Raw genomic sequence first — 20083 nt, 5'->3', positions numbered from 1 at the left:
AGGAGGCATCACGATGACCGGCACGATGATCGGCCTGGACCGGCGCGGCTTTCTCGGCGCCGTAGGCGGCGCGACCGTGACATTGGCCGCTTCCGGTGCGGCGCAGGCGCAGACCGGCGGAACGCAGGCGGCCGGCGCGACGACCGCAGCCATGGGAGCGACCATGGGAGGCGCGCCGATCACACGGCAGATCCCGCGCACCGGGCAGAGCCTCACGGCGCTCGGGCTCGGCACCTTCCTGACCTTCGACCTTCTGCCGGGCGCGTCGCGTCAGCAGATCCAGGACGTGTTCCGGCTTTACGTGGCCGGCGGCGGCCGGGTGGTGGATACCTCGCCGCTCTATGGCTCCGCCGAGGCCAGCGTCGGCGCCTTTCTCTCGCAGGCGCCGGCCGATGCGCAGATGTTCCTCGCCAACAAGATCTGGGCAACGGGCGAGTATCTCGGCGATGTCGGCCCGGCGACCGACAGCCTCGAGCAGTCCAAGCTGCGGACCTGGCGATCGCCGATCGACCTGATGCAGTGCCACAGCATCGTGAATGCGCCGGTCGTCATTCCGCTTCTCCAGGCCTGGAAGAAGGAAGGGCAGATCCGCCTCGTCGGGGTGACGCATCACGAGACAGCCGCGCATGAGCAACTGGCGCAGATCGTCGGGAAGGGCGATGTCGACATGGTCCAGGTCAATTACTCGATCTTCGACCGACACGCCGAGCAGCGCCTGCTTCCGCTGGCCGCCGACCGTGGCGTCGGCGTGCTGGTGAATCTGCCGCTCGAGAAGGCGCGGCTGATGAAGGTCGTCGAGGGCCATCGCCTGCCCGGCTTCGCGAGCGAGTTCGGCGCCACGAGCTGGGCCCAGTTCTTCCTCAAATGGGCGATGGCGCACCCCGCCGTGACCAGCGTGCTGTGCGGCACGTCCGATCCCGATCACGTCGTCGACAACCTGATGGCGATGCACGGGCCGCTGCCCGATGCCGCGATGCGCCGCCGCATGGTGGCGCATATGGAGACCATCCCCGGCTTCGGGACGATCGCGAGCATGCCCTGGTACCCGGGCAAGGACCGTCAATATCAAGGCTTGATCAAGACTGCGCAGGCTCGGGCGAGGGCGCGGCTGTCGCAATAGCGATCAGCGCCAGGACGGGATGGCTGCCCCCCGAACGCCGCGGCGTCAGGTGCAGGTCACGGTCACGCGCGCGCCCGGATCGTTGACGACGGCGATGCTCGCCTCGATCTGGCTCAGCATCGCGCCGATGATCTGCATGCCGAGGCCCTTTCGGTTCTCCTCCCAATCGGTCGGCATGCCTTTGCCCAGGTCTCGGACGGTGAGGGACAGCCCGTCGCTCGTGCTGCGCTTGACCTCGACCTCGACCGGACCCGGCTGGTTGGCCGGATAGGCGTATTTCCAGGCATTGGTCACGAGTTCGGTCGCGATGAGGCAGAGGGCCACCGCCTTGCGGTAGGGCACCATCAGGCCCTGCTGGACGTCGAGGCCGATCTCGCGGCGGTCGCCACCCATCACCGCGAGATCGCGGCAGAGGTTCTCGATCGTCTGACCGAGATCGACCTCGGTGACGCTGTCGGACTGGTACAGGCTGTCATGCACGCGCGCGATCGACATGACGCGCCCGTAGCTGTCGTTGAAGGCGGCCCGCGCGTCCGGATCGCTGACCTGGCGGCCCTGCATGCGCAGGAAGGCCGAGACGATCTGGAGGCTGTTCTTCACCCGGTGGTCGATCTCGCGGGTCATGAGATCCTTCTCCGCGAGCAGGGCCTCCTTCTGAACCAGAGCGGCGATCAGGTCGGCCTGTTGCCGGCTGAGCTCCTCGATGCGGCGTGTCGTGCGCGCGCCCATGCGCTCGACGGCGCGCGCCAGAGCCTGCGCCGCCTCGACCTTCCAGTCGGGCCAGGGTCGCGACCGTCCCCGGACGGTCTCGACCCAGCGCTCGAACGACGCGCGGGGGAGGGCCTGTCCGGACATGCGGTCTCCGGCCAGCGGCTTCGAGGGATCGCCGCCCCAGGCGATGGTCCGCACGATTTCCGGCCGGAACCAGACGAGAGCCCGGTGCCGGCTCTCGCTCGTGAAGGCGATCAGGGCGCCGCTGGCGATGGCCCTGTGATCCGCCATGGCGGGGTGGAAGGATTCGAGGTGATCGGTCCCGAAGGCCAGGGCCTCGATCTCGTCTCGGGCGCGGCGGATCAGATCGACGATGTCGCTCTCGGGCGGGGTCGAGCCGATCGTCGAGACCGCATCGCCGGTGATCACGGCCGCGCCCGTCGAGCCGAAGAGATCGTTCAGCCTGGTCTCCCCGCTCAGCGCGACCGCGATGTCGTCCGCGCCCGCCATCTGCTCGAGCAGGGCGACTTCGGCGAAGAGGTGGACGTTCTGATCGGCCGCCTTGGTACGGGCTGCCGTCTCCTCGATCGCGAGCGCGAGGGTGTCGGTGAAGCCGACCAGCGCGTCCCGCGTCTCCGGTGCCTGATACAGCGGCCGGCGATGATGCCCGATCACGAGCCCCCAGAGCTGCCCGTCGACCAGGATCGCGATCGACATGGAGCCGTTCACGCCAAGGTTGCGCTGATATTCGAGATGAACGGGGGAGAGGCTGCGGAACCCGGCAAAGGTCATGTCGATCGGCCGGTTCCCCATCGTCGGCCGGGCGACGATGGGAACGGGCGCCGCATCGCGGTCCACGACGAAGCGGGACGGGCTTCGCGTATAGAGTTCGCGCGCCTGCCGGGGGATGTCGGAAGCCGGAAAATGCAGACCTTTCAGCGAGGCGTCCCAATCGGGATCGATCGCCTCTGCGACCGCCTCGCCGTTCCAATCCGAATCGAAGCGGTAGATGAGGACGCGCTCGTAGCCGCTCAGGTCCTTGATACGCGCCACTGCCGCGTCCAGCAGGCCCGCGAGGTCGTCGGCCTTGCGCAAGGCCTCCACCGCCTCCCGGATTGCGGCGTGCGGCGGGACGCCGAAATCTCCGGGCAGACGCGGTGCCGCCTCCACCTCGACGATCAGGCGGCCGTCCTTGTGGTGGAGCATGAGATCGAAAGGACGGCGCTCGGGGCCGAGCGTCGCGGGCCGACGGATCGGCGGTCCCTCGGGAAGCGTGCCGTCGCCATAGGCCGTGCGGATCATGGTGGCGGCCTCCGGCGACAGCACCTCGTCGAGGGTGCAGCCGAGGATCGCCGAATCCGTGCCGATCAACTCGGCCATCGTCTCGCTCGCCGCCTCGACGATAAACGTCGCGGGATCGACCGCGAGAAGGCCGCTGGGCGGCTGGATGGTCCCGGGAACCTGGATCGGCTCCGCCTCGCAGACGACGGGATCGACGCTCTCCACCCGCTCGCGCCGTCCGACGGCGAGCATCGCTTCGCGGTGCCGGCTCGGCCGAAACGTTTCGAGAAGGGCGATGGTGAGACGGTAGCGTCCAGCCGAATCACCCGGCCTCATGACGATCGAGAGCCGCAGGCTACCCGTCTCCCGGCCCACGATCGCGCTGATCGGCGGAGGGGCGATGCCGCCTCGGACGAAATCGAGGAACCGGCCGCGATAGGCCGGGCCGGAGAGGGCGGGTTCGAGGTCGCGGAAGTAATCGCGGCCGAGGACCGCGTCCCGCGATCCCCCGAGAAGGGCGAGCGCGGCCTCGTTGATCTCGACGATGCGCGCCGCCTCGTCGAGGACCAGCGCTGGAACGTCACCGGAAAGATCGAGTGAAATGGTGTGACGTCCGGTCGAGGTTGACCCGGTCGATCCGGGGGGACGCTAGAATAGCAGCGAGAGCATTGCCAAGACCAGCCGTCAGTCTTTACGCGTACAATTCTGGGCTGCAATGCCGATAACGGCGTGCATCAGGGCGGCGTCGCCTCGGGAAAATCACGCCTGCCGCCTTCGCAGCGCCTTGGCGAGGTCGATGGCGCGCTCGCGGTTGCGCTCGACAGCTTTCGCCACGGCGAAGGCCAGCGGGCGGCCGGGCCGCGTTCCGACGAGGACGCTTTCGATCGGAAGGCGGCCGGTCCAGATCCGATCGATCATGGGATGGCCCGCGACGGCCAGCGAATCGGCCTCGTCGATGGCGGGATCGTCGAGCAGGTGGGCGGTCAGGTCGAGCGTGAGGAGGAGGCCGGGAGAGAAGCGGGCCATCTCCTCGTCATAGGCGGTCTTGATATAGGCGGCGTGCCGGCCTGCGATCGCCAGGAGACCCGCCGCCACGGGCCTGTCGTCGAGAGCGAGCGTCGCGACCCGGAAGGCGCCTGTCCTCGCGCCCTCGAATGCGGCCTCCCGGAAGAAGGGAGCGGCGCCGTCGGCATGGGCGATCGCGGTTCCGCCCTGACCTTTCCACCCCGCGGCTTCGAGCGCGAGAAACCGCTCGAGCGCCGCGGTGACATCATCCGGCTCGCTTGCGACCGAGAAGGTGAGGGTGCCCAGTTCGGCGAGCCTTCGCCGCTGGCGATCCGCCTCGCGCCTGCGCCGGCGGTCGATTGCGGTTCGCAGGTATTCCGCACCGCCGAGGGGGCTGCGGAGAAACGCGCGTTCGTGCTCGTCCAGAACCACGAGCGGCAGCGCCTCCCGCTCCGCGGCCTCGCGCAGGGCGGCGGCGACGGCACCGTGCCGCGCAAGAAACGGCAGGGCGAGACCGCCGAAGCCTGCCCGCCGCAACGCTCCGAGCATGGCCGAGATCGTCTCGACCGGTGCCTCCGGTGCGACGAGGGGCGTCGAGACGGGAGCGTAGAGCTGGGCGGACCTGAGGATCCGGCATGGCGTGAAATGCCGCCCGCGCGGCGGGACCAGGACCGACAGGCCGACAAGCCGCCGCCGGCCGCCCGAGCGGGACCAGGCGACGAGAAGCCGCGCCGCGCGGCCATCGGGCAGATGATGGAGCCGAGCCCGGCCGAAGGCCGGCGACAGGAACGGATTCGGGTCGAGCGCCCGTCCTGCCAGGTCGTCCCAGGCATCCGCGAGCTCCGCGAGGGCATCCGGTCCGAGAAGCCGGGCTTCGATGGGATCGGCTGGGCCGGTCGTCATCCCGCCCGTTTAGCGCCCGGCCGTGAAGGATTGGTGTGATCGATCCTCGACAAGGGCATCATGCGGTGCTTGACCGCGACGGGCCGGCCGATCCGGCGGCTAGGGAGAATCCGATGAAGCTCGGGCTGGAGAACAAGGTCGTCATCGTGACCGGGGGATCGAAGGGGATCGGCCTCGCCTGCGCCAAGGCGTTCCTGGAGGAAGGCGCGCGCGTCGGCATCGTGTCGCGGTCGCAGGAGAACCTCGCGCGGGCGGCGTCCGAACTCGGGAGCGTCGAGACCCAGGCGGCCGATCTCATCGATGCCGCCGATGCCCTGCGCGCGATCGATGCGCTGGAGGCTGCGCTCGGGCCGATCGACATCCTCGTCAACAGCGCGGGGGCCGCTCGGCGCACCCCGGCCGACGAACTCACGCCGGCTCATTGGCGGGCCGCCATGGACGCGAAGTACTTCTCCTACATCAACGTCATCGATCCCGTGATCAAGCGCATGGCCGCGCGCAAGGCGGGCGTCGTCGTCAATGTGATCGGCAACGGCGGGAAGGTCGCCTCTCCGATCCATCTCGCGGGCGGGGCGGCCAATGCCGCCCTGATGCTGGCGACTGCGGGTCTCGCCAATGCCTATGCGGGGCGCGGCGTGCGGGTCGTCGGCATCAATCCCGGTCTCACGGCCACCTCCCGCGTCGCCGAAGGCATGAAGGCCGACGCGGCGCTCAAGGGCATCTCCGAGGAGGAGGCGCTGAAGGACGGGGTCGCCAAGATCCCCCTCGGCCGGATGGCCGAGCCCGAGGAGATCGCCTCGACGGTCCTGTTCCTCGCCTCCGACCGCGCGAGCTACCTGACCGGCGTCAACATCTCGATGGATGGCGTGGCCGTCCCCACCGTCGTCTGAGCGGCGAGGACCAAGAGCGTCGAGGGGCGTTCGCGCCCCTCGAAGCCGATCGACGGAGGCTTAGGCCGCCGCCTGATGACGGCTCTTGAGACGGAAGCCGAGGACCAGCAGCATCGTTCCGAAGACGATGGCATAGGCACCGATCCACACCGCGAGCACGATGGCACCCGCGATCGGCGCGATGGCGATGAGGAGGCCGAACGCGATCGAGACGATCCCGGCGAGGACCAGCCACCAGCGTCCGTGATCGAGATGGAGCTGGAAGGCCGCGACCACCTCGAACACGCCGGAGACGATCGACCACCCCGCGACGAGGTAGATGAAGAACACGATGGCGAGGCCGGGTATGGCCACCATCGCCGCCGCCCCGACGAGGTCGACGATGCCTTCGAGGATCAAGAGGCCCCAGCGCTCGCCGGCGCGTGCCGCGCGGACCGCCGCGGCGATGGCGAGGGCTCCGTCGATGAGCAGATAGGCTGCGAACACATAGACGAGGCTGACGAGCGTCACGCCCGGCAGCAGAAGCGTCAGGACGCCGAACAGGATGCCGAAAGCCCCGCGAAGCGCGACGACCCACCAGTTCCGGGCGAGAAGGGCGCTGCGCTGGCCGAGGATCGAGCCATCGGTATCGGGGGAGGCGGTCGGGGCCGTACTCATCTCTGCATATCTCCTTCGGACGCGGCGCTTGTCAGATCCAGTGCCGCTGCTCGTCCGGGTCGGGCATGCGGCCGCCGGGCGTCAGGCCGTCGATCACCTGAGGCAGGGCCTGGCCAAGTTGCGCCAGCAGATCCTCGCGGGAAAGCCCCGTACGGCGTGCCAGCTCGTCGATCGTCCCCGCGCCGAAGGCCTGATCGAGATCGGTCGGGTCCGGCTGATGGTTCGGGCCCGGCTGGACCCATGAATCGAACACGTCCGCCCGCCCGTTCTGGTCGAAGCGCTGCCGCAGGCCGTCGATCCCGCCGCCGACGAGGTCCTGCAGGCTGCCGCCCCCCGCGAAGGCGCGGGCCTGCCCGCCCGGGCCGTCCAGCATCGAGCCGATCTCGTCGAGGAAGCCCCCGCCGCCGTCTCCCCCGCGTCGTCCGTAGCCGGGCGGCGGCGCATCGTAGCCGGGACCCTCGTCATAGCCCATCGGAGCGCCCATGCCGCCGCGCGGGGTGCGGTAGCCGTCATCGCCAGCATAGCCTTCCGGTGCCTCTTCACCTCCGCGCGGGCCAGGGCGCCCGCCCGTGAACATGTCGTGCAGCACGCTGCCGAAGCCGCCGGCGCCCGAGGACAGGTTCTTGTTGGCGAGGATGGCGAGCAGGGCGAGAACGAGCGGCGAGTATTTGCCGCCGGCGCTCGAGAGGATGCCGCCGAGCGCATCGCCGATGCCGCCGCCGGACGGCGCAGGAGCCTGAGGCTGCGGTGCGCCGGGAGGCGGCGATCCCGTGCCGCCCCGCAGGACGTTGCCTAGAAGGTCGCCGAGGGGACCGGGCGGCAGGCCGCCGCCGGCCTGTCCGCCTGCTCCCGCTCCGCCTGCTCGCCCTGCGGCCTGGCCGCCGCCGAGCACCTGGCCGAGCAGATCGCCGAGGCCGCCGGCCGATCCCGAAGGGCCCGGCGCCGAACCGCCCGCGCGGCCGCCCTGACCGGCCATCCCGCCGATCACCTGCCCCAGAACCTGATCCAAAAGGCCCATCGCACCCTCCTGCCTCGGCATCCGCCCGCGAAAGCCCGCTTCAACGCCGGAAGGCCGGAGAAGTTGCCGCGAGCGCCTCCGCCCCGATACTGGCGACCAGTGATGTTCCTGTACAACACACTTGGCAACAGGTCGGTAACTACATTGCGCGAAAGAGAGAGCGGCGGTTCGGCGACACAGATCGGTCCGATTCGTCCCGGACGGGACGGCGTTCACCGCTGACGGAGTGTGCGTAATGGTCATGATCACGCGGCGGAGCTTTGCGACCGGAATCGCGGGCGCGGCGCTTGCGACGACGGCGCGGGCCGATGTCGAGATCCCGCCGGACTACCACCTCTATTACGGTCCGGAGATCGAGGATCACGGCAAGATCTTCAAGACGACCAACCGCGAGAAGCTCGAGCGCATCTGGCTGCGCCAGCTCGTCGAGTATCGCTCCGACGAGCCTCCCGGTTCGGTGGTCATCGATACGCAGAACCACTTCCTCTACGTCATCTTCGAGAACCAGACCGCCTTGCGCTACGGCGTCGGCGTCGGACGCGAGGGCTTCAAGTGGTACGGCCGCGCCACGATCGACCGGCGCGCCATGTGGCCGACCTGGACCCCTCCGCCCGAGATGCTCAAGCGGAAGCCCGAGCTGCCGCGGTTCATGGAAGGCGGCGACTCCAATCCCATGGGCGCGCGGGCGCTCTACCTGTACCGCGACAAGGGCGATACGGGCTTTCGCATCCACGGCACCAACGAGCCCTGGTCGATCGGCCATGACGGTTCGTCCGGCTGCATCCGGCTCCTCAACGAGGACGCCATCGATCTCTACGGCCGCTGCCCGATCGGCACCAAGGTTCTGGTGCTGAAGCATCTCGGGTCCCGCGACGCCTGATACAGACAGGCCGCGCGCTCTGCGGCGGCCAATGGGGGTTCCGACATGACGAGGATGGGGACCCCGCCACGATTGGCGGGGCTGGCACTGCTCGTGGCCTTCGGCCTCGGCGGCTGCGCGGTCCAGCCCGAGAAGCCGAAGGTGAAGGCCGATGCCGGCGGGCCGGATCGGTCGATCGCCGTCCTGACCGATGCCGCGCCGGGCTCCCGTTCGGATTTCGCGGTCAGCGTCAGCCCGCGCACCTTCTTCCGAGAGAACTCGGCCGATCTCGACAACGTCGCGAAGGAAACGCTCGACAAGCAGGCGGCCTGGCTGTCCCGCCATCCGCAATGGCGCGTGAGGATCCAGGGCTTCGCCGACGATTCCGGCACGAAGGAGGCCAATCTGGCCCTGTCGGAGAGGCGCGCCGAGGCCGTGCGGGGCTTCCTCGCCTCCGTCGGCGTCGCCCCCGAGCGCATGGATGTGCGAGGGTACGGCCGCGAAAGGCTCGTGCGCGACTGCCCGGAACTGTACTGCAAGTCGCAGAACAGGCGCGTCGTCACCGAGCTGGAAGGCTCCCCGGGCGCCTGATTCTCCGCTCTGGCCGGGGCTGGAGAACCTGACTACCTTCCTGCCGTTCGCGAAGACGAACGGGAGGAAACGATGAGCCGATTGCATTCGGCGGCCCTCGCGGCCGCCTTGTTGTCGTTTGCTGGCGCGGCAGCCGCCCAGACATCGGGCGCTGCGGAGGGCATGGCCGTCGACCGGCTCGCCCGCATCGCGCCGGTGATGAAGGACGAGATCGCCAAGGGCACCGTGCCGGGAGCTGTCACGCTCATCGCGCGCAACGGCAAGATCGTCCATTTCGAGGCGCACGGCTTCCTCGATTCCGGCAAGACCAAGCCGATGCCGAAGGACGCGGTGTTCCGGGCCTATTCGATGACGAAGCCGATCGTCTCGGTCGCCGCCATGGCGCTGGTCGAGCAAGGCAAGCTGAGCCTGCGCGATCCGCTGTCGCAATACTTCCCCGAATTCAAGCAGATGAAGGTGCTCGTCGAGCAGCGCGACGGACGCGGCCTGACGAGCCGGGCGGAGGTTCCCGCGACGCGTCCCATCCTGATCTGGGACCTCCTGCGGCACACGGCCGGCTTCACCTATTCCGGCTCTTCGCCCTTCCCGGAACTGCGCGACGCCTATCTGAAGGCGGATGTGGAATCGAGCGTCGGGGACGTCTCGACCGAGGAGTTCATGAAGCGTCTCGCCGCCATCCCGCTAGCCTACGAGCCGGGGATGCGATGGGAATACTCGGTCGCGACCGACGTCTTGGGACTCGTCGTCGAGAAGGTGGCCGGCAAGCGGCTCGACGTCCATCTCGAGGAGACGATCTTCAAGCCGCTCGGCATGAAGGATACGAGCTTCCAGGCGAAGGAGAGCCAGCTTCCCCGCCTGGCCGACGCCTTCGACGCCGATCCGCTGAAGGCGAGCTCCTGGAAGGCGAACCGGATCGAGGCCGATCCCGGCAAGCGCTACCTCCGCGGCGGCTCCGGGACCGCCACGACGGCCGAGGACTATTTCCGCTTCGCCCAGATGATGCTGAACAAGGGGCAGCTCGACGGTGCGCGCATCCTCGGGCGCGACACGGTCGAGTACATGACCAGCAACCATATCGGCGGCCTCGCCGGCGATCCGCTGCCGACGACGGGGCCGGGCTACGGGTTCGGCCTGGGCTTCGGCGTCCGGCTCGCGGAGGGCAACGCCTGGGTCTCGGGCTCGACCGGCGACTACATGTGGGCAGGGGCCGGCGGCACGAGCTTCACGATCGATCCCAAGGAGAAGATCGTGGGCGTCTTCATGGCGGCTGGCCCGTCGACGCGCCAGCACACGCGCTTCCTGTTCAAGAACCTGATCTACGGCGCGCTGGTCGAGTGAGGCGCGAGCAGGGAGGGGCCGCGCCGCGCGCGGCCCCTGGCCGTCGGTCAGCGGCGGCAGGAGCCCCAGTGCAGGAACTGGCCGGTATAGCGGTTGCGGCAATAGACCCGGGGCCGTGAGCTGTAGACCGGCCGCGCGCGGCGGCAGGAGCCCCAATGCAGGAACCGGCCGGTATGGCGGTCGTAGCAGAAGGTCCGCGCCTTCTCGACGAGCGGGTTATCGCCCGCCCCCGCTCCCGGGAAGGCCGGCGCGGCCATCGCCCCCGACGTCGCTGCTCCCAAGGCCGCGGCGGCGGCCAGCATGATGGCAAAGCGCTTCATGACTTCGTTCTTCCCCCATAGCGATCCGTAACCGCGGTGCCGGTGCCTCGCCTGCTCCTGACGCTGGTGAGGCGCCAGAGCTGCGCGGACCGGCACGCGGACCTGTCATCGAGGCCGCGTGTTGCAGCGTGATTGCGCGTCGGCTGCGGGGAAGTGCTTTCGTGTTTCCGGGGCGAGGCGATTCAGGGGCGGAATGGCGTCAGCGCTTGCGCCCCCGCCATTTGGGCTTCTGCCCCGCGGTGCCCGCGGTCGAATAGGCGGCGGGCTTGACCGGCATCGGGCCGGCATGGGCCGGCAATTCGTGGGCGTGAGGGCCCATCTCGTCGAGGGTCGGCTTGCGGGCGCGGCTGTCCTGGCCGGGCTTGGGATAGCCTTGTCCGACGGCCACCGCGCGGCCGGCGGAGCGGCCTCCGCCATCTCCGGCGCCGCCGCCCTTGGGATCGATGCCGAGCTGGAGCTCGGTCATCTGAAGTCGCTTCAGCTCGTCGCGCAGGCGCGCCGCCGCCTCGAAATCGAGATCGGCCGCGGCGGCCCGCATGCGCTTCTCGAGATCGGCCATGACGGCCTTGAGGTTGTGGCCGATCGTGACCGCTTGGTCGGCGAGGCCGGTATCGACGCGGACATGGTCGCGCTCGGCTACGCTCTCGAGGATGTCGGCGATGCCGCGCTTGATCGAGGCCGGGGTGATGCCGTGCTCGGTGTTGTAGGCGAGCTGCTTCTCGCGGCGCCGGTCGGTCTCGGCCATCGCGCGCTCCATCGAGCCCGTGATCCGGTCGCCGTAGAGGATCACCTTGCCCTCGACGTTGCGGGCCGCCCGGCCGATCGTCTGCACGAGCGAGGTCTCCGAGCGCAGGAACCCCTCCTTGTCGGCGTCGAGGATCGCGACGAGGGCGCATTCGGGGATGTCGAGCCCCTCGCGGAGCAGGTTGATCCCGACCAGCACGTCGAAGGCGCCGAGACGCAGGTCGCGGATGATCTCGATGCGCTCGATCGTGTCGATGTCCGAATGCATGTAGCGCACGCGGATCTTGTTCTCGTGGAGATACTCGGTGAGGTCCTCGGCCATCCGCTTCGTCAGGACGGTGACGAGCGAGCGGTAGCCGCGCTGGGCCGTCTCGCGGATCTCGCCGAGGACGTCGTCGACCTGGCTGCGCGCTGGGCGAACCTCGACGGGCGGATCGATGAGGCCGGTCGGCCGGATGACCTGCTCGACGAAGACGCCCTGCGCGCGCTCCATCTCCCAGGGGCCGGGCGTCGCCGAGACATGGACCGTCTGCGGCCGCATCGCCTCCCATTCCTCGAAGCGGAGAGGACGGTTGTCCATGCAGGAGGGGAGCCGGAAGCCGTATTCGGCGAGCGTCGCCTTGCGCCGGAAGTCGCCGCGATACATCGCGCCGATCTGCGGGATCGTGACATGGCTCTCGTCGGTGAAGACGAGGGCGTTGTCGGGCAGGTATTCGAACAGCGTCGGCGGGGGCTCGCCGGGCCGCCGGCCGGTGAGATAGCGCGAATAGTTCTCGATGCCGGCGCAGGCGCCCGTCGCCTCGATCATCTCGAGGTCGAAGGTCGTGCGCTGCTCGAGCCGTTGCGCCTCCAGGAGACGCCCCATCCGGTTCAGCTCGTCGAGGCGCTGGCGCAGCTCCTCCCGGATCAGGCGCGAGGCCTGCTGCAGGGTCGGGCGCGGGATGACGTAGTGCGAGTTCGCGTAGATCTTCACGAACTTGAGATCGGCCGTCTTGGTGCCGGTCAGCGGGTCGAACTCGGCGATGGATTCGACCTCGTCGCCGAAGAGGCTGATGCGCCAGGCCCGGTCCTCCAAGTGGGCCGGGAAGACCTCGACCGTATCGCCGCGCACCCGGAAGGTGCCGCGCGCGAAATCGCCCTGCACGCGCTTGTATTGAAGCGCGACGAGGTCGGCGATGAGCTGGCGCTGCTCGATGGTCTCGCCGAGCGTCACGGCGAAGGTCATCGCCGTGTAGGTCTCGACCGAGCCGATGCCGTAGATGCAGGAGACCGAGGCGACGATGATGACGTCGTCGCGTTCCAGCAATGCGCGGGTCGCGGCGTGCCGCATCCGGTCGATCTGCTCGTTGATCGAGGAATCCTTCTCGATATAGAGATCGGTGCGCGGGACGTAGGCTTCTGGCTGGTAGTAATCGTAGTAGGATACGAAATACTCGACGGCGTTGTCGGGGAAGAACGACTTGAATTCGCCGTAGAGCTGGGCGGCGAGGGTCTTGTTGGGTGCGAGGATCAGGGCCGGCTTGCCGGTCTCGGCGATGACCTGGGCCATGGTGAAGGTTTTGCCGGAGCCCGTGACGCCGAGCAGAACCTGATCGCGCTCATGCGTCTTCACGCCCTCGACGAGTTCGCGAATGGCCTGGGGCTGGTCGCCGGCGGGCTGGTAGTCCGACACCAGCTTGAAGCGGATGCCGCCTTCCGATTTCTCGGGGCGCTCCGGCCGGTGCGGGGTCCAGAGCTTGCCGTGCTTGAACAGCGGATTGCCGCTCTCCAGCAACGCCGTCAGCGCCGAGACCGTCGCCGACACGCCGCTGGAGGAGGGGAGGGCGGTGTCCTCGTCCTCCGCTTCCTCCGCGGCGGGATCGGCGACGCCGAGACCGAGCGTTTCGGCGAGGGCCGGATCGAGGGCCGTGACGGGCGCGCCCGCATAGGCGGCCTGCGGCGCCTCGCCGAAGCCGGACGGGCCGCCTGCCTTTGCTTTGCGGGCCCGGGCGGGCTTCTGCGGCGACAGGTGGGCGGGCGAGGCTTCGCCGCGCCCGATGGCGGGGTTCAGAAGCGTCGCGAGATGCGCATCGAGCGGTTTCAGCTCCGGCTTCGAGGCCTTCGGGGCGGCACGGCTGCGAGCCTTCGTGCTCCCCTTCGGCGACGCATCCGGATCGGCTGTCTTCGGAGCTTTGGCCATGCCCGAATATGGGGCGAGTCGGGCAGTCCGGAAAGGAGGCGGAGACGGACGATGGGCGGTGTCCGCCTGTCAGGTCAGGCGATGGGATGGAACGTTGCCGGCGCATCCATCGTCTTCGTTCTGGCTGAGACGCGCAGCAGGTTCCGGAGCGTGGTCTTGATCAACAGGCGCCGAGCGCGGCGGCTTTGTGCGAGCGCCACGGCCTTCTCGTGCTGAGCCTCCGACTCGTGGTCTCCGCAGGAGCATCGGGCTGGCTTCCACGGGTCGGGCTCCGAGGCGAACAGTCCGGCGAAGCTGGTCATGGGGTCTCCGAGGATGATCCTTGGGGTCTCCGAGGACGATCCTCATGCCAGCAACCGCCGTGCCAATGGGCGAGTGGCCCGGGCACGGCGCCGCTATTCCAGCTCGAACCGCGCCGACAGCGCCGCGTCGGACGACGTGCCGGCGAAGATCTCGAACCGGCCCGGTTCGACGACATAGGTCCCGTCTTCGCGATGGAAGCCGAGATCGGCGGCCGGCACGCGCAGGGTGACGACCCGGCTCTCGCCGGGCTTCAGGGTCACTTTCTCGAAGGCCTTGAGCTGCCGCACCGGCCGGCTGAGGCTTGCGACCGGTTGGCGGAGATAGAGCTGGACCACCTCCCGCCCGGCCAGCGTGCCGACATTCTCGATGCCGACCTTGACGACCAGCTCGCCGGCCCGCGCGACCTTCGGCGTCTCGACCGAGATGGGCGAGAGCGAGAAACGGGCATAGGTGAGGCCGAACCCGAACGGGTAGAGCGGCGTCAGCTCCTCGTCGGCATAGCGCAGCGTGTAGCGGTTGCCCGGCTCGAATGGCCGTCCCGTCGGCAGCCGGTCGTAATAGAGCGGGGCCTGGCCGACCGTCCGCGGCCAGGAGACCGGCAGCTTGGCCGAGGGGCCGGTATCGCCGAAGAGGATGTCGGCGACGGCATGGCCGCCCTCAGTGCCCGGAAACCACGCCATCAGGAGGCCGGCGAGCCGGTCGTGGAGCGGGCCGAGATCGATCGGCCGGGCGGCGAGCAGCACGACCACCACGGGCTTGCCGGTCTCGACGAGGCGGCGGAGCAGTTCGGCCTGCCGCCCCGGCAGCGTCAGATGGGCCCGCGAGCCGCCTTCACCGGTGATCTCCTCCGGCTCCCCCAGCACGGCGACGACGAGATCGGAGCCCCGTGCCTCGGCTTCGGCCGCGTCGAACCCGGCCCCATCGGTGCATTCGACCTCGCACCCGGCCGCGAAGGCCACCTCGATTCCGGCCCGTTTGCCTCGCTCGCCGAGAGCGTCGAGGACCGTCACCGAATCCTCCCAGCGGGCGAGTGCGCCATGCGGGCCGATCAGCGCCTGGCCCGAGGCCGCCATGCCGCCGATGACGGCCAGCTTGCGGATGGGGCTCGTCCCGATCGGCAGCTGGCCCTCGTTCCTCAGCAGGACGAGCGTGTCGGCCGTGATCCGGCGTGCCGCCGCGCGCGCCGCGGCGCTGGGGGCGGGGACCTCGTCCGAGAGGGATGCCGGGGCCGGCCGGTCGAGCAATCCCATCGCGACCTTGGCGCGGAGGACCCGCCGAGCCGCCTCCGTGACGACCGGCTCCGGCAGCCGGCCCGATTTGACGAGAGGGGCGAGATGGGCGCGGTAGAGCCCGCCCGCCATGTCCATATCCGTGCCGGCCTCGATCGCCTTGCGGGCGGCTTCGGCCTCGTCCGCCGCGATGCCGTGCTGCATGAGCTGCGGGATGGCCTGCCAGTCGGAGACGACGAAGCCGCGGAAGCCGAAGCGCCCGCGGAGCGTGTCCGTCAGCAGCGGCCGGCTCGCGGTGGCCGGCATCCCGTTCAGGGTGTGGAAGGCGCTCATCACGCTCTCCGCTCCCGCCTCGATCCCCGCCTGGAAAGGCGGCAGATAATGGTCGTGGAGCGTCGGGCGCGAGATCTCGGCGGCGTCGTAGTCGCGCCCGCCCACGGCCGCACCGTAGCCGGCGAAATGCTTCAGCGAGACCCCGAGGCCGCCCGCCCGGTAGCCCTCGACGCGGGCCCGGGTGAACAGCCGCCCGAGCAGGACATCCTCGCCGAAGCCCTCGATACCCCGGCCCCAGCGCACGTCGCGCGTGAGATCGGCCATGGGCGCGAAGGTCCAGTTGATGCCGACGGCGGCGGCCTCGCGCGCGGCGATCTCGGCGGCCTCCCGCCCGAGCGCGGGCTCGAAGCTCGCCGCCTCGGCGAGGCCGAGCGGGAAGATGGTGCGAAACCCGTGCACCACGTCGAGCCCGACGAGAAGCGGCACGCCGTGGCGCGAGGATCGGGCCGCCTCCTGAACCGCCGCGATGCTCCGCGACGTGTTGAAGCCGGAGACGGCACCGATGCGCCCCGCCCGGATATCGGCCGGATCGAGGTCCGGTCCGTTCGGGACGAGGTCGAGCTGCCCGATCTTCTCCTCGAGCGTCATGCGCGAGAGAATCGCGTCGACGCGCGCCTCGACACGGGGGTCGGAGAGCGGCCGCGCTCCGTCTCGGGCGAGGCTTTCTGAGGACGGCGACAGGGCGAGCAGCGCGCCGAGGAGAGCGGCGAGCATGGGCGGCCGGCATCGTGCGGCCTTGCCGGATGAGAACAGGATGGGCATGAGGCGGGATAGCGGCCGAATCCGGCCGGCGGCAAGCCGTGAAGCGGCTGCCGGGAGGGGGAGGGGCGATCCACGGTGCTGACGGGCGCCTTTCTGCTGGCTTGCCGCATGGCGATCGTGGCGGCGATCGTCCTCGCGATCTCGGCGGTTGTCGGCCGGGCCGGGCCGTTCCTCGGCGCCATGCTCGCCTCGATCCCGATCTCGGCCGGTCCCGCCTATGTGTTCCTCGCGCTGGATCACGATGCCGCGTTCCTGGCGAACAGCACCGTCGCCAGCATTCTCAGCGTCGGTGCCACCGGTCCCTTCGTCTGGGCCTATTGTGTCGTCTCGCGCAGGGCCGGCACGATCCCGTCGATAGGGGCGGCCATCGCGGCGCTGGTCGCCACCGTCTTCGTCACGAACCTCTTCGACTGGACCTTCCCCGGCGCGTTCGTCTGGAGCGCCACCCTCATCGGAGGCAGCTTTCTCGCGACGGGCTTCGCGCGGCGGGCCGCGGTTCGTGTGGCGTTGCCCAACCGGAGGATCGATCTCCTCGTGCGGGCGGGTGCGGTGATGACGGTCGTCGCGGCTGTTTCGATCCTCGGCGAGCTCGCCGGCCCGGTCGCCGCCGGCTACGGCGCCCTGATGCCGGTCGTGTTCCTGTCGCTGATCATCGTGCTTCAGCCGCGCGTCGGCGCGGCACCCGTCGCCGGCATCGTTTCCCACGCCCTGGCGGGAATCGGCGGGTTCGTCCCCGCCTTGTCCGTCGTCCACCTGACCGCCCTGCCGTTGGGATCGGCCATGGCGCTGAGCCTCGGCCTCGCGACCTCGCTCGCCTGGAATGGCGGGCTGATCCTCCTGCGACGGTGGCGCACGGCCAGGTAGGGCGCCTCAGATGTTGGAGCGCTGGGCCGCGATCAGCTCGGCCCTTTTCTGGTCGTCCTTGGAGAGGCCCGCGAGCTGCTCGTCCAGCCAGGGGTCGGTCAGTCCCTGCGCCTTGGCGAGGATGTGCCAGGCGGCGGCCTCGACGAGGTTCTTGTGGACGCCCCTCCCGATCACGAAGAGCCGCGCGACCCTGTTGCGGGCGATGGCGTTGCCGAGGGCCGCGGCGTGGAGGAAATGGCGTGCCGCGAGGCCCTCGTTCGCCGGCACCCCGTCGCCGTTGAACAGGGCGATCGCGTATTCCACCTCGCCCGCGATCGATCCGTTGCGGGCCGCGCGCCGGAACATGCGAACGGCTTCCGCTCTGTCATGCGCGACGCCGCCCTGGCCGCGGGAATGCATGACGCCGAGCGCATGCTGGGCATCGCCGATCTCCGCCTCGGCCGCGACGACGAGGAGGCGCGCCGCCCGCGCGATGTTCTCGTCCGTGCCGCTGGCGAGCAGGGTGAGGGCGAGGTTGTAGGACGCGACCGGCTCGCGTTTCGCCGCCGCCTTCTCGAGCCACTCGCGCGCGACGGCCGGATCGCGCGGAACGCCCCGACCGTCGAGCGCCATCAGGCCGAGCGTCGCCATCGCTCGAGGATCGCCGCGCGTCGCCGCCAGCCGATACCAGTCGGCGGCCGCCTTGGGATCCTGCCGGACCCCGAGGCCCTGGTTGTAGAGTTCCCCGAGCAATGTCATCGCCGCGACGTCGTCGGGGTTCTTTTCGAGCCGCAGCAGCGCCTCGCGGCGGGCGGTCGCGTAATAGCCGCGCTGATAGGCGCCGTAGGCGAGATCGCGGGGCGGGCCGGATGGCGGGGTGGCTGCGGCGGGCGGGCGGGCTGCCGGCGTCGCGGGCTTGCCAGGAGGGGAGGGCGCCGCTTCCGCCGCGCAGCCCAGCGCGAGGGTCAGGACCGCCCATGCCCGCAGCAGCGAGGCGGGCCGCGTCATGCGCCGGCCCGGGGGGGAAGGGCGGCGAGGATGCTCTCGGTCTCCCGAAGCGCCGCCCCGGGTCCGTCCGGATGCGTCCAGACGGCATCGCCGAGCGCGACGAACTCGGACCCGGTCCGGGCGACGGCGGGCAGCGCCTCCAGGGTCGGCGCATAGACGACGCAAGGCGTCTGGAAGATCTCGGCCCACCAGGCGGCCCGATCCTCGATGAGATCGAAGGGCGGAAGAAAGCCGTCGGGCCGGGGCTCGCCGAACAACACGTAATCGACGCCCAACTCGCCTGCGACCATGGCGTCGTGCTTCGACTTGAGGCCGCCGGCGCCGATGTTGCGGCCGTCCTTCAGGCGCTGGCACAGGGCCTCGATCCGGGCCGGATCCTCCGCGTGCCCGCCATCCGCGCCGCTGCGCATGACGACCTGTGCGAGATCGCAGCCATCGCCGGGATCGGCGACGATCACGGCGACCTGCCGGTCCTGCGCGACCGGGGCCAGTTCCTTGACGGCATTGATCAGTGCGCGCTCCTCGCGGGGGGCGAGGCGCAGCAGGACTGCCTCGATGAAGCCCGTCGCCACGGCCTCGGCGAGAGGCGCCCGAAAGGAGGACGGATCCTCGATCAAAGGCGAGAGAAGATAGAGGCTCGGACGAAGGCTGGTCATGATGCTCGATGGGGGCCAACCGAAGCCATCGAATTGCTGTCCGATTGCGGCGAAAGGCGGGTCGAAGAAGGGGAGGCGGGCGATCCCGAGCGAGCCGACCGGCGCTGCGACGCGCCGGTCGGCGATGAATGCCTGCGTTAGCCGGCCGCGGCGCGCGTCACGGCGCCGATCTTCGGATCGAGCTCGCCCTTCTTGTAGAGCGCGGCCATCTCGGCGAGCGTCGCGACGCGCTTGATCTTCGAGGCTTGGCCGGCGGTGTTGAACTCCTCGAGGCGCTGCCTGCAGAGGGCCGTCATCGCCTTCATCGCCGGCCCGAGATACTTGCGCGGGTCGAATTCGGAGGGGTTCTCCTTGAACACCTTGCGGATCTGGCCGGTCATCGCCATCCGGTTGTCGGTGTCGATGTTGATCTTGCGCACGCCGTTCTTGATGCCGCGCTGGATCTCCTCGACCGGCACGCCCCAGGTCGGCTTCATCTCGCCGCCGTACTGGTTGATGATGTCCTGCAACTCCTTCGGCACCGAGGAGGAGCCGTGCATGACGAGGTGGGTGTTCGGCAGCTTCCGGTGGATCTCCTCGATGACGTTCATCGCGAGGACGGCGCCGTCGGGCTTGCGGGAGAACTTGTAGGCTCCGTGGCTGGTGCCCATGGCGATCGCGAGCGCGTCGACCTTCGTCTCGGCGACGAACTTCACCGCCTCGTCGGGATTGGTGAGGAGCTGGTCGTGGCTGAGCTTGCCCTCGAAGCCGTGGCCGTCCTCCTTCTCGCCCTCGCCCGTCTCGAGCGAGCCGAGCACGCCGAGTTCGCCTTCGACGGAGATGCCGCCGAGATGGGCCATCTCGGTCACTTTCTTCGTCACGCCGACATTGTAGTCCCAGTCGCCGGGGGTCTTGCCGTCGGCTTTGAGCGAGCCGTCCATCATGACGGAGGTGAAGCCGGCCTGGATCGCGGTCATGCAGGTCGCCGGCTCGTTGCCGTGGTCGAGATGCACGCAGACCGGGATATGCGGGTAGATCTCGGTGACCGCGTCCATCATGTGCTTCAGCATGATGTCGTTGGCGTATTGGCGGGCGCCCCGCGAGGCCTGGATGATCACCGGCGCGTCGACGGAATCGGCCGCCGCCATGATCGCGAGCGCCTGCTCCATGTTGTTGATGTTGAAGGCGGGGACGCCGTAATCGTTCTCGGCGGCGTGATCGAGAAGCTGTCGCAGGGTGATGCGGGCCATCGTTTCCTCTCTGGATACGGCTTGCGTGAGCGTGGATCGCTCTTACCCCGTCCCGGGCGGCGAGCGAAGCCCCCGCGCTGCCGCTGCCGCGTCGAAGCGGGCTC

Annotated in this window: 17 protein-coding genes; 6 read left to right on the top strand and 11 right to left on the bottom strand. The window is 69.5% G+C overall.

What is annotated here, in order from left to right; translation table 11 throughout:
• Window positions 1–13: 13 nt before the first annotated feature.
• Window positions 14–1120 carry an aldo/keto reductase gene (locus tag EV668_RS09640; RefSeq protein WP_133769529.1) on the top strand — a complete coding sequence of 369 codons (1107 nt, stop codon included), beginning with the start codon at window positions 14–16 and terminating at the stop codon, window positions 1118–1120.
• Between the two features lie 45 nt (window positions 1121–1165).
• Here EV668_RS09640 and EV668_RS09635 read toward each other — a convergent pair whose 3' ends face one another.
• On the bottom strand, window positions 1166–3487 hold the full coding sequence (locus EV668_RS09635) for a histidine kinase dimerization/phosphoacceptor domain -containing protein (protein WP_133769528.1): 2322 nt from the start codon (window positions 3485–3487) through the stop codon (window positions 1166–1168).
• 384 nt (window positions 3488–3871) lie between these two features.
• Window positions 3872–5020 (bottom strand): GNAT family N-acetyltransferase, encoded by a 1149-nt coding sequence (locus EV668_RS09625; protein ID WP_133769527.1) that lies wholly within the window; start codon window positions 5018–5020, stop codon window positions 3872–3874.
• Window positions 5021–5133: 113 nt separating this feature from the next.
• Between EV668_RS09625 and EV668_RS09620 the strand changes: the two genes are divergently transcribed.
• On the top strand, window positions 5134–5910 hold the full coding sequence (locus tag EV668_RS09620) for an SDR family oxidoreductase (protein WP_133769526.1): 777 nt from the start codon (window positions 5134–5136) through the stop codon (window positions 5908–5910).
• A 60-nt stretch (window positions 5911–5970) separates the two neighbouring features.
• On the opposite strand, the gene EV668_RS09615 is transcribed toward EV668_RS09620, so the two are convergent.
• Both EV668_RS09615 and EV668_RS09610 read right to left on the bottom strand, forming a co-directional pair.
• Complete coding sequence (locus EV668_RS09615) at window positions 5971–6567, bottom strand: HdeD family acid-resistance protein (protein WP_133769525.1); 597 nt, start codon at window positions 6565–6567, stop codon at window positions 5971–5973.
• A 31-nt stretch (window positions 6568–6598) separates the two neighbouring features.
• Window positions 6599–7585 carry a YidB family protein gene (locus EV668_RS09610; RefSeq protein ID WP_245512975.1) on the bottom strand — a complete coding sequence of 329 codons (987 nt, stop codon included), beginning with the start codon at window positions 7583–7585 and terminating at the stop codon, window positions 6599–6601.
• Between the two features lie 235 nt (window positions 7586–7820).
• Between EV668_RS09610 and EV668_RS09605 the strand changes: the two genes are divergently transcribed.
• The 3 genes from EV668_RS09605 (at window position 7821) to EV668_RS09595 (ending at window position 10373) form a co-directional block, all read left to right on the top strand.
• The gene (locus EV668_RS09605) at window positions 7821–8465 is read left to right on the top strand and encodes a L,D-transpeptidase (RefSeq protein ID WP_245512973.1); all 645 of its coding nucleotides are present in this window, start codon (window positions 7821–7823) and stop codon (window positions 8463–8465) included.
• Between the two features lie 45 nt (window positions 8466–8510).
• Window positions 8511–9035: an OmpA family protein gene (locus EV668_RS09600; protein ID WP_133769524.1), complete on the top strand. Its 525-nt coding sequence runs from the start codon at window positions 8511–8513 to the stop codon at window positions 9033–9035.
• 72 nt (window positions 9036–9107) lie between these two features.
• The gene (locus EV668_RS09595) at window positions 9108–10373 is read left to right on the top strand and encodes a serine hydrolase domain-containing protein (RefSeq protein ID WP_133769523.1); all 1266 of its coding nucleotides are present in this window, start codon (window positions 9108–9110) and stop codon (window positions 10371–10373) included.
• A 47-nt stretch (window positions 10374–10420) separates the two neighbouring features.
• Here the strand turns inward: EV668_RS09595 and EV668_RS09590 are convergent, their stop codons facing one another.
• The 4 genes from EV668_RS09590 to EV668_RS09575 form a co-directional block, all read right to left on the bottom strand.
• Window positions 10421–10693, bottom strand: coding sequence for a hypothetical protein (locus tag EV668_RS09590; RefSeq protein WP_133769522.1), 273 nt, complete (start codon window positions 10691–10693; stop codon window positions 10421–10423).
• Between the two features lie 199 nt (window positions 10694–10892).
• Entirely contained in the window at window positions 10893–13616 is a 2724-nt protein-coding gene (uvrB, locus tag EV668_RS09585) for an excinuclease ABC subunit UvrB (RefSeq protein ID WP_133769521.1), read from the bottom strand.
• A gap of 74 nt (window positions 13617–13690) precedes the next feature.
• Complete coding sequence (locus tag EV668_RS09580; RefSeq protein ID WP_133769520.1) at window positions 13691–13918, bottom strand: hypothetical protein; 228 nt, start codon at window positions 13916–13918, stop codon at window positions 13691–13693.
• A 93-nt stretch (window positions 13919–14011) separates the two neighbouring features.
• Window positions 14012–16195, bottom strand: coding sequence for a glycoside hydrolase family 3 N-terminal domain-containing protein (locus EV668_RS09575; RefSeq protein WP_166652397.1), 2184 nt, complete (start codon window positions 16193–16195; stop codon window positions 14012–14014).
• A 123-nt stretch (window positions 16196–16318) separates the two neighbouring features.
• On the opposite strand from EV668_RS09575, the gene EV668_RS09570 reads away from it, so the two are divergent.
• On the top strand, window positions 16319–17107 hold the full coding sequence (locus tag EV668_RS09570; RefSeq protein ID WP_133769518.1) for a hypothetical protein: 789 nt from the start codon (window positions 16319–16321) through the stop codon (window positions 17105–17107).
• 6 nt (window positions 17108–17113) lie between these two features.
• Here EV668_RS09570 and EV668_RS09565 read toward each other — a convergent pair whose 3' ends face one another.
• The 3 genes from EV668_RS09565 to fba form a co-directional block, all read right to left on the bottom strand.
• Window positions 17114–18094 carry a tetratricopeptide repeat protein gene (locus EV668_RS09565; protein WP_208111499.1) on the bottom strand — a complete coding sequence of 327 codons (981 nt, stop codon included), beginning with the start codon at window positions 18092–18094 and terminating at the stop codon, window positions 17114–17116.
• On the bottom strand, window positions 18091–18750 hold the full coding sequence (locus EV668_RS09560) for a thiamine phosphate synthase (protein WP_133769517.1): 660 nt from the start codon (window positions 18748–18750) through the stop codon (window positions 18091–18093). The genes EV668_RS09565 and EV668_RS09560 overlap by 4 nt, the downstream gene beginning before the upstream one ends.
• A 137-nt stretch (window positions 18751–18887) precedes the next feature.
• Window positions 18888–19979: a class II fructose-bisphosphate aldolase gene (fba, locus tag EV668_RS09555; protein ID WP_133769516.1), complete on the bottom strand. Its 1092-nt coding sequence runs from the start codon at window positions 19977–19979 to the stop codon at window positions 18888–18890.
• Window positions 19980–20083: the final 104 nt, after the last annotated feature.

This window comes from Enterovirga rhinocerotis (assembly GCF_004363955.1).
GTDB lineage: Bacteria > Pseudomonadota > Alphaproteobacteria > Rhizobiales > Beijerinckiaceae > Enterovirga > Enterovirga rhinocerotis.
This window is presented reverse-complemented; position numbering and strand designations above follow the sequence as displayed.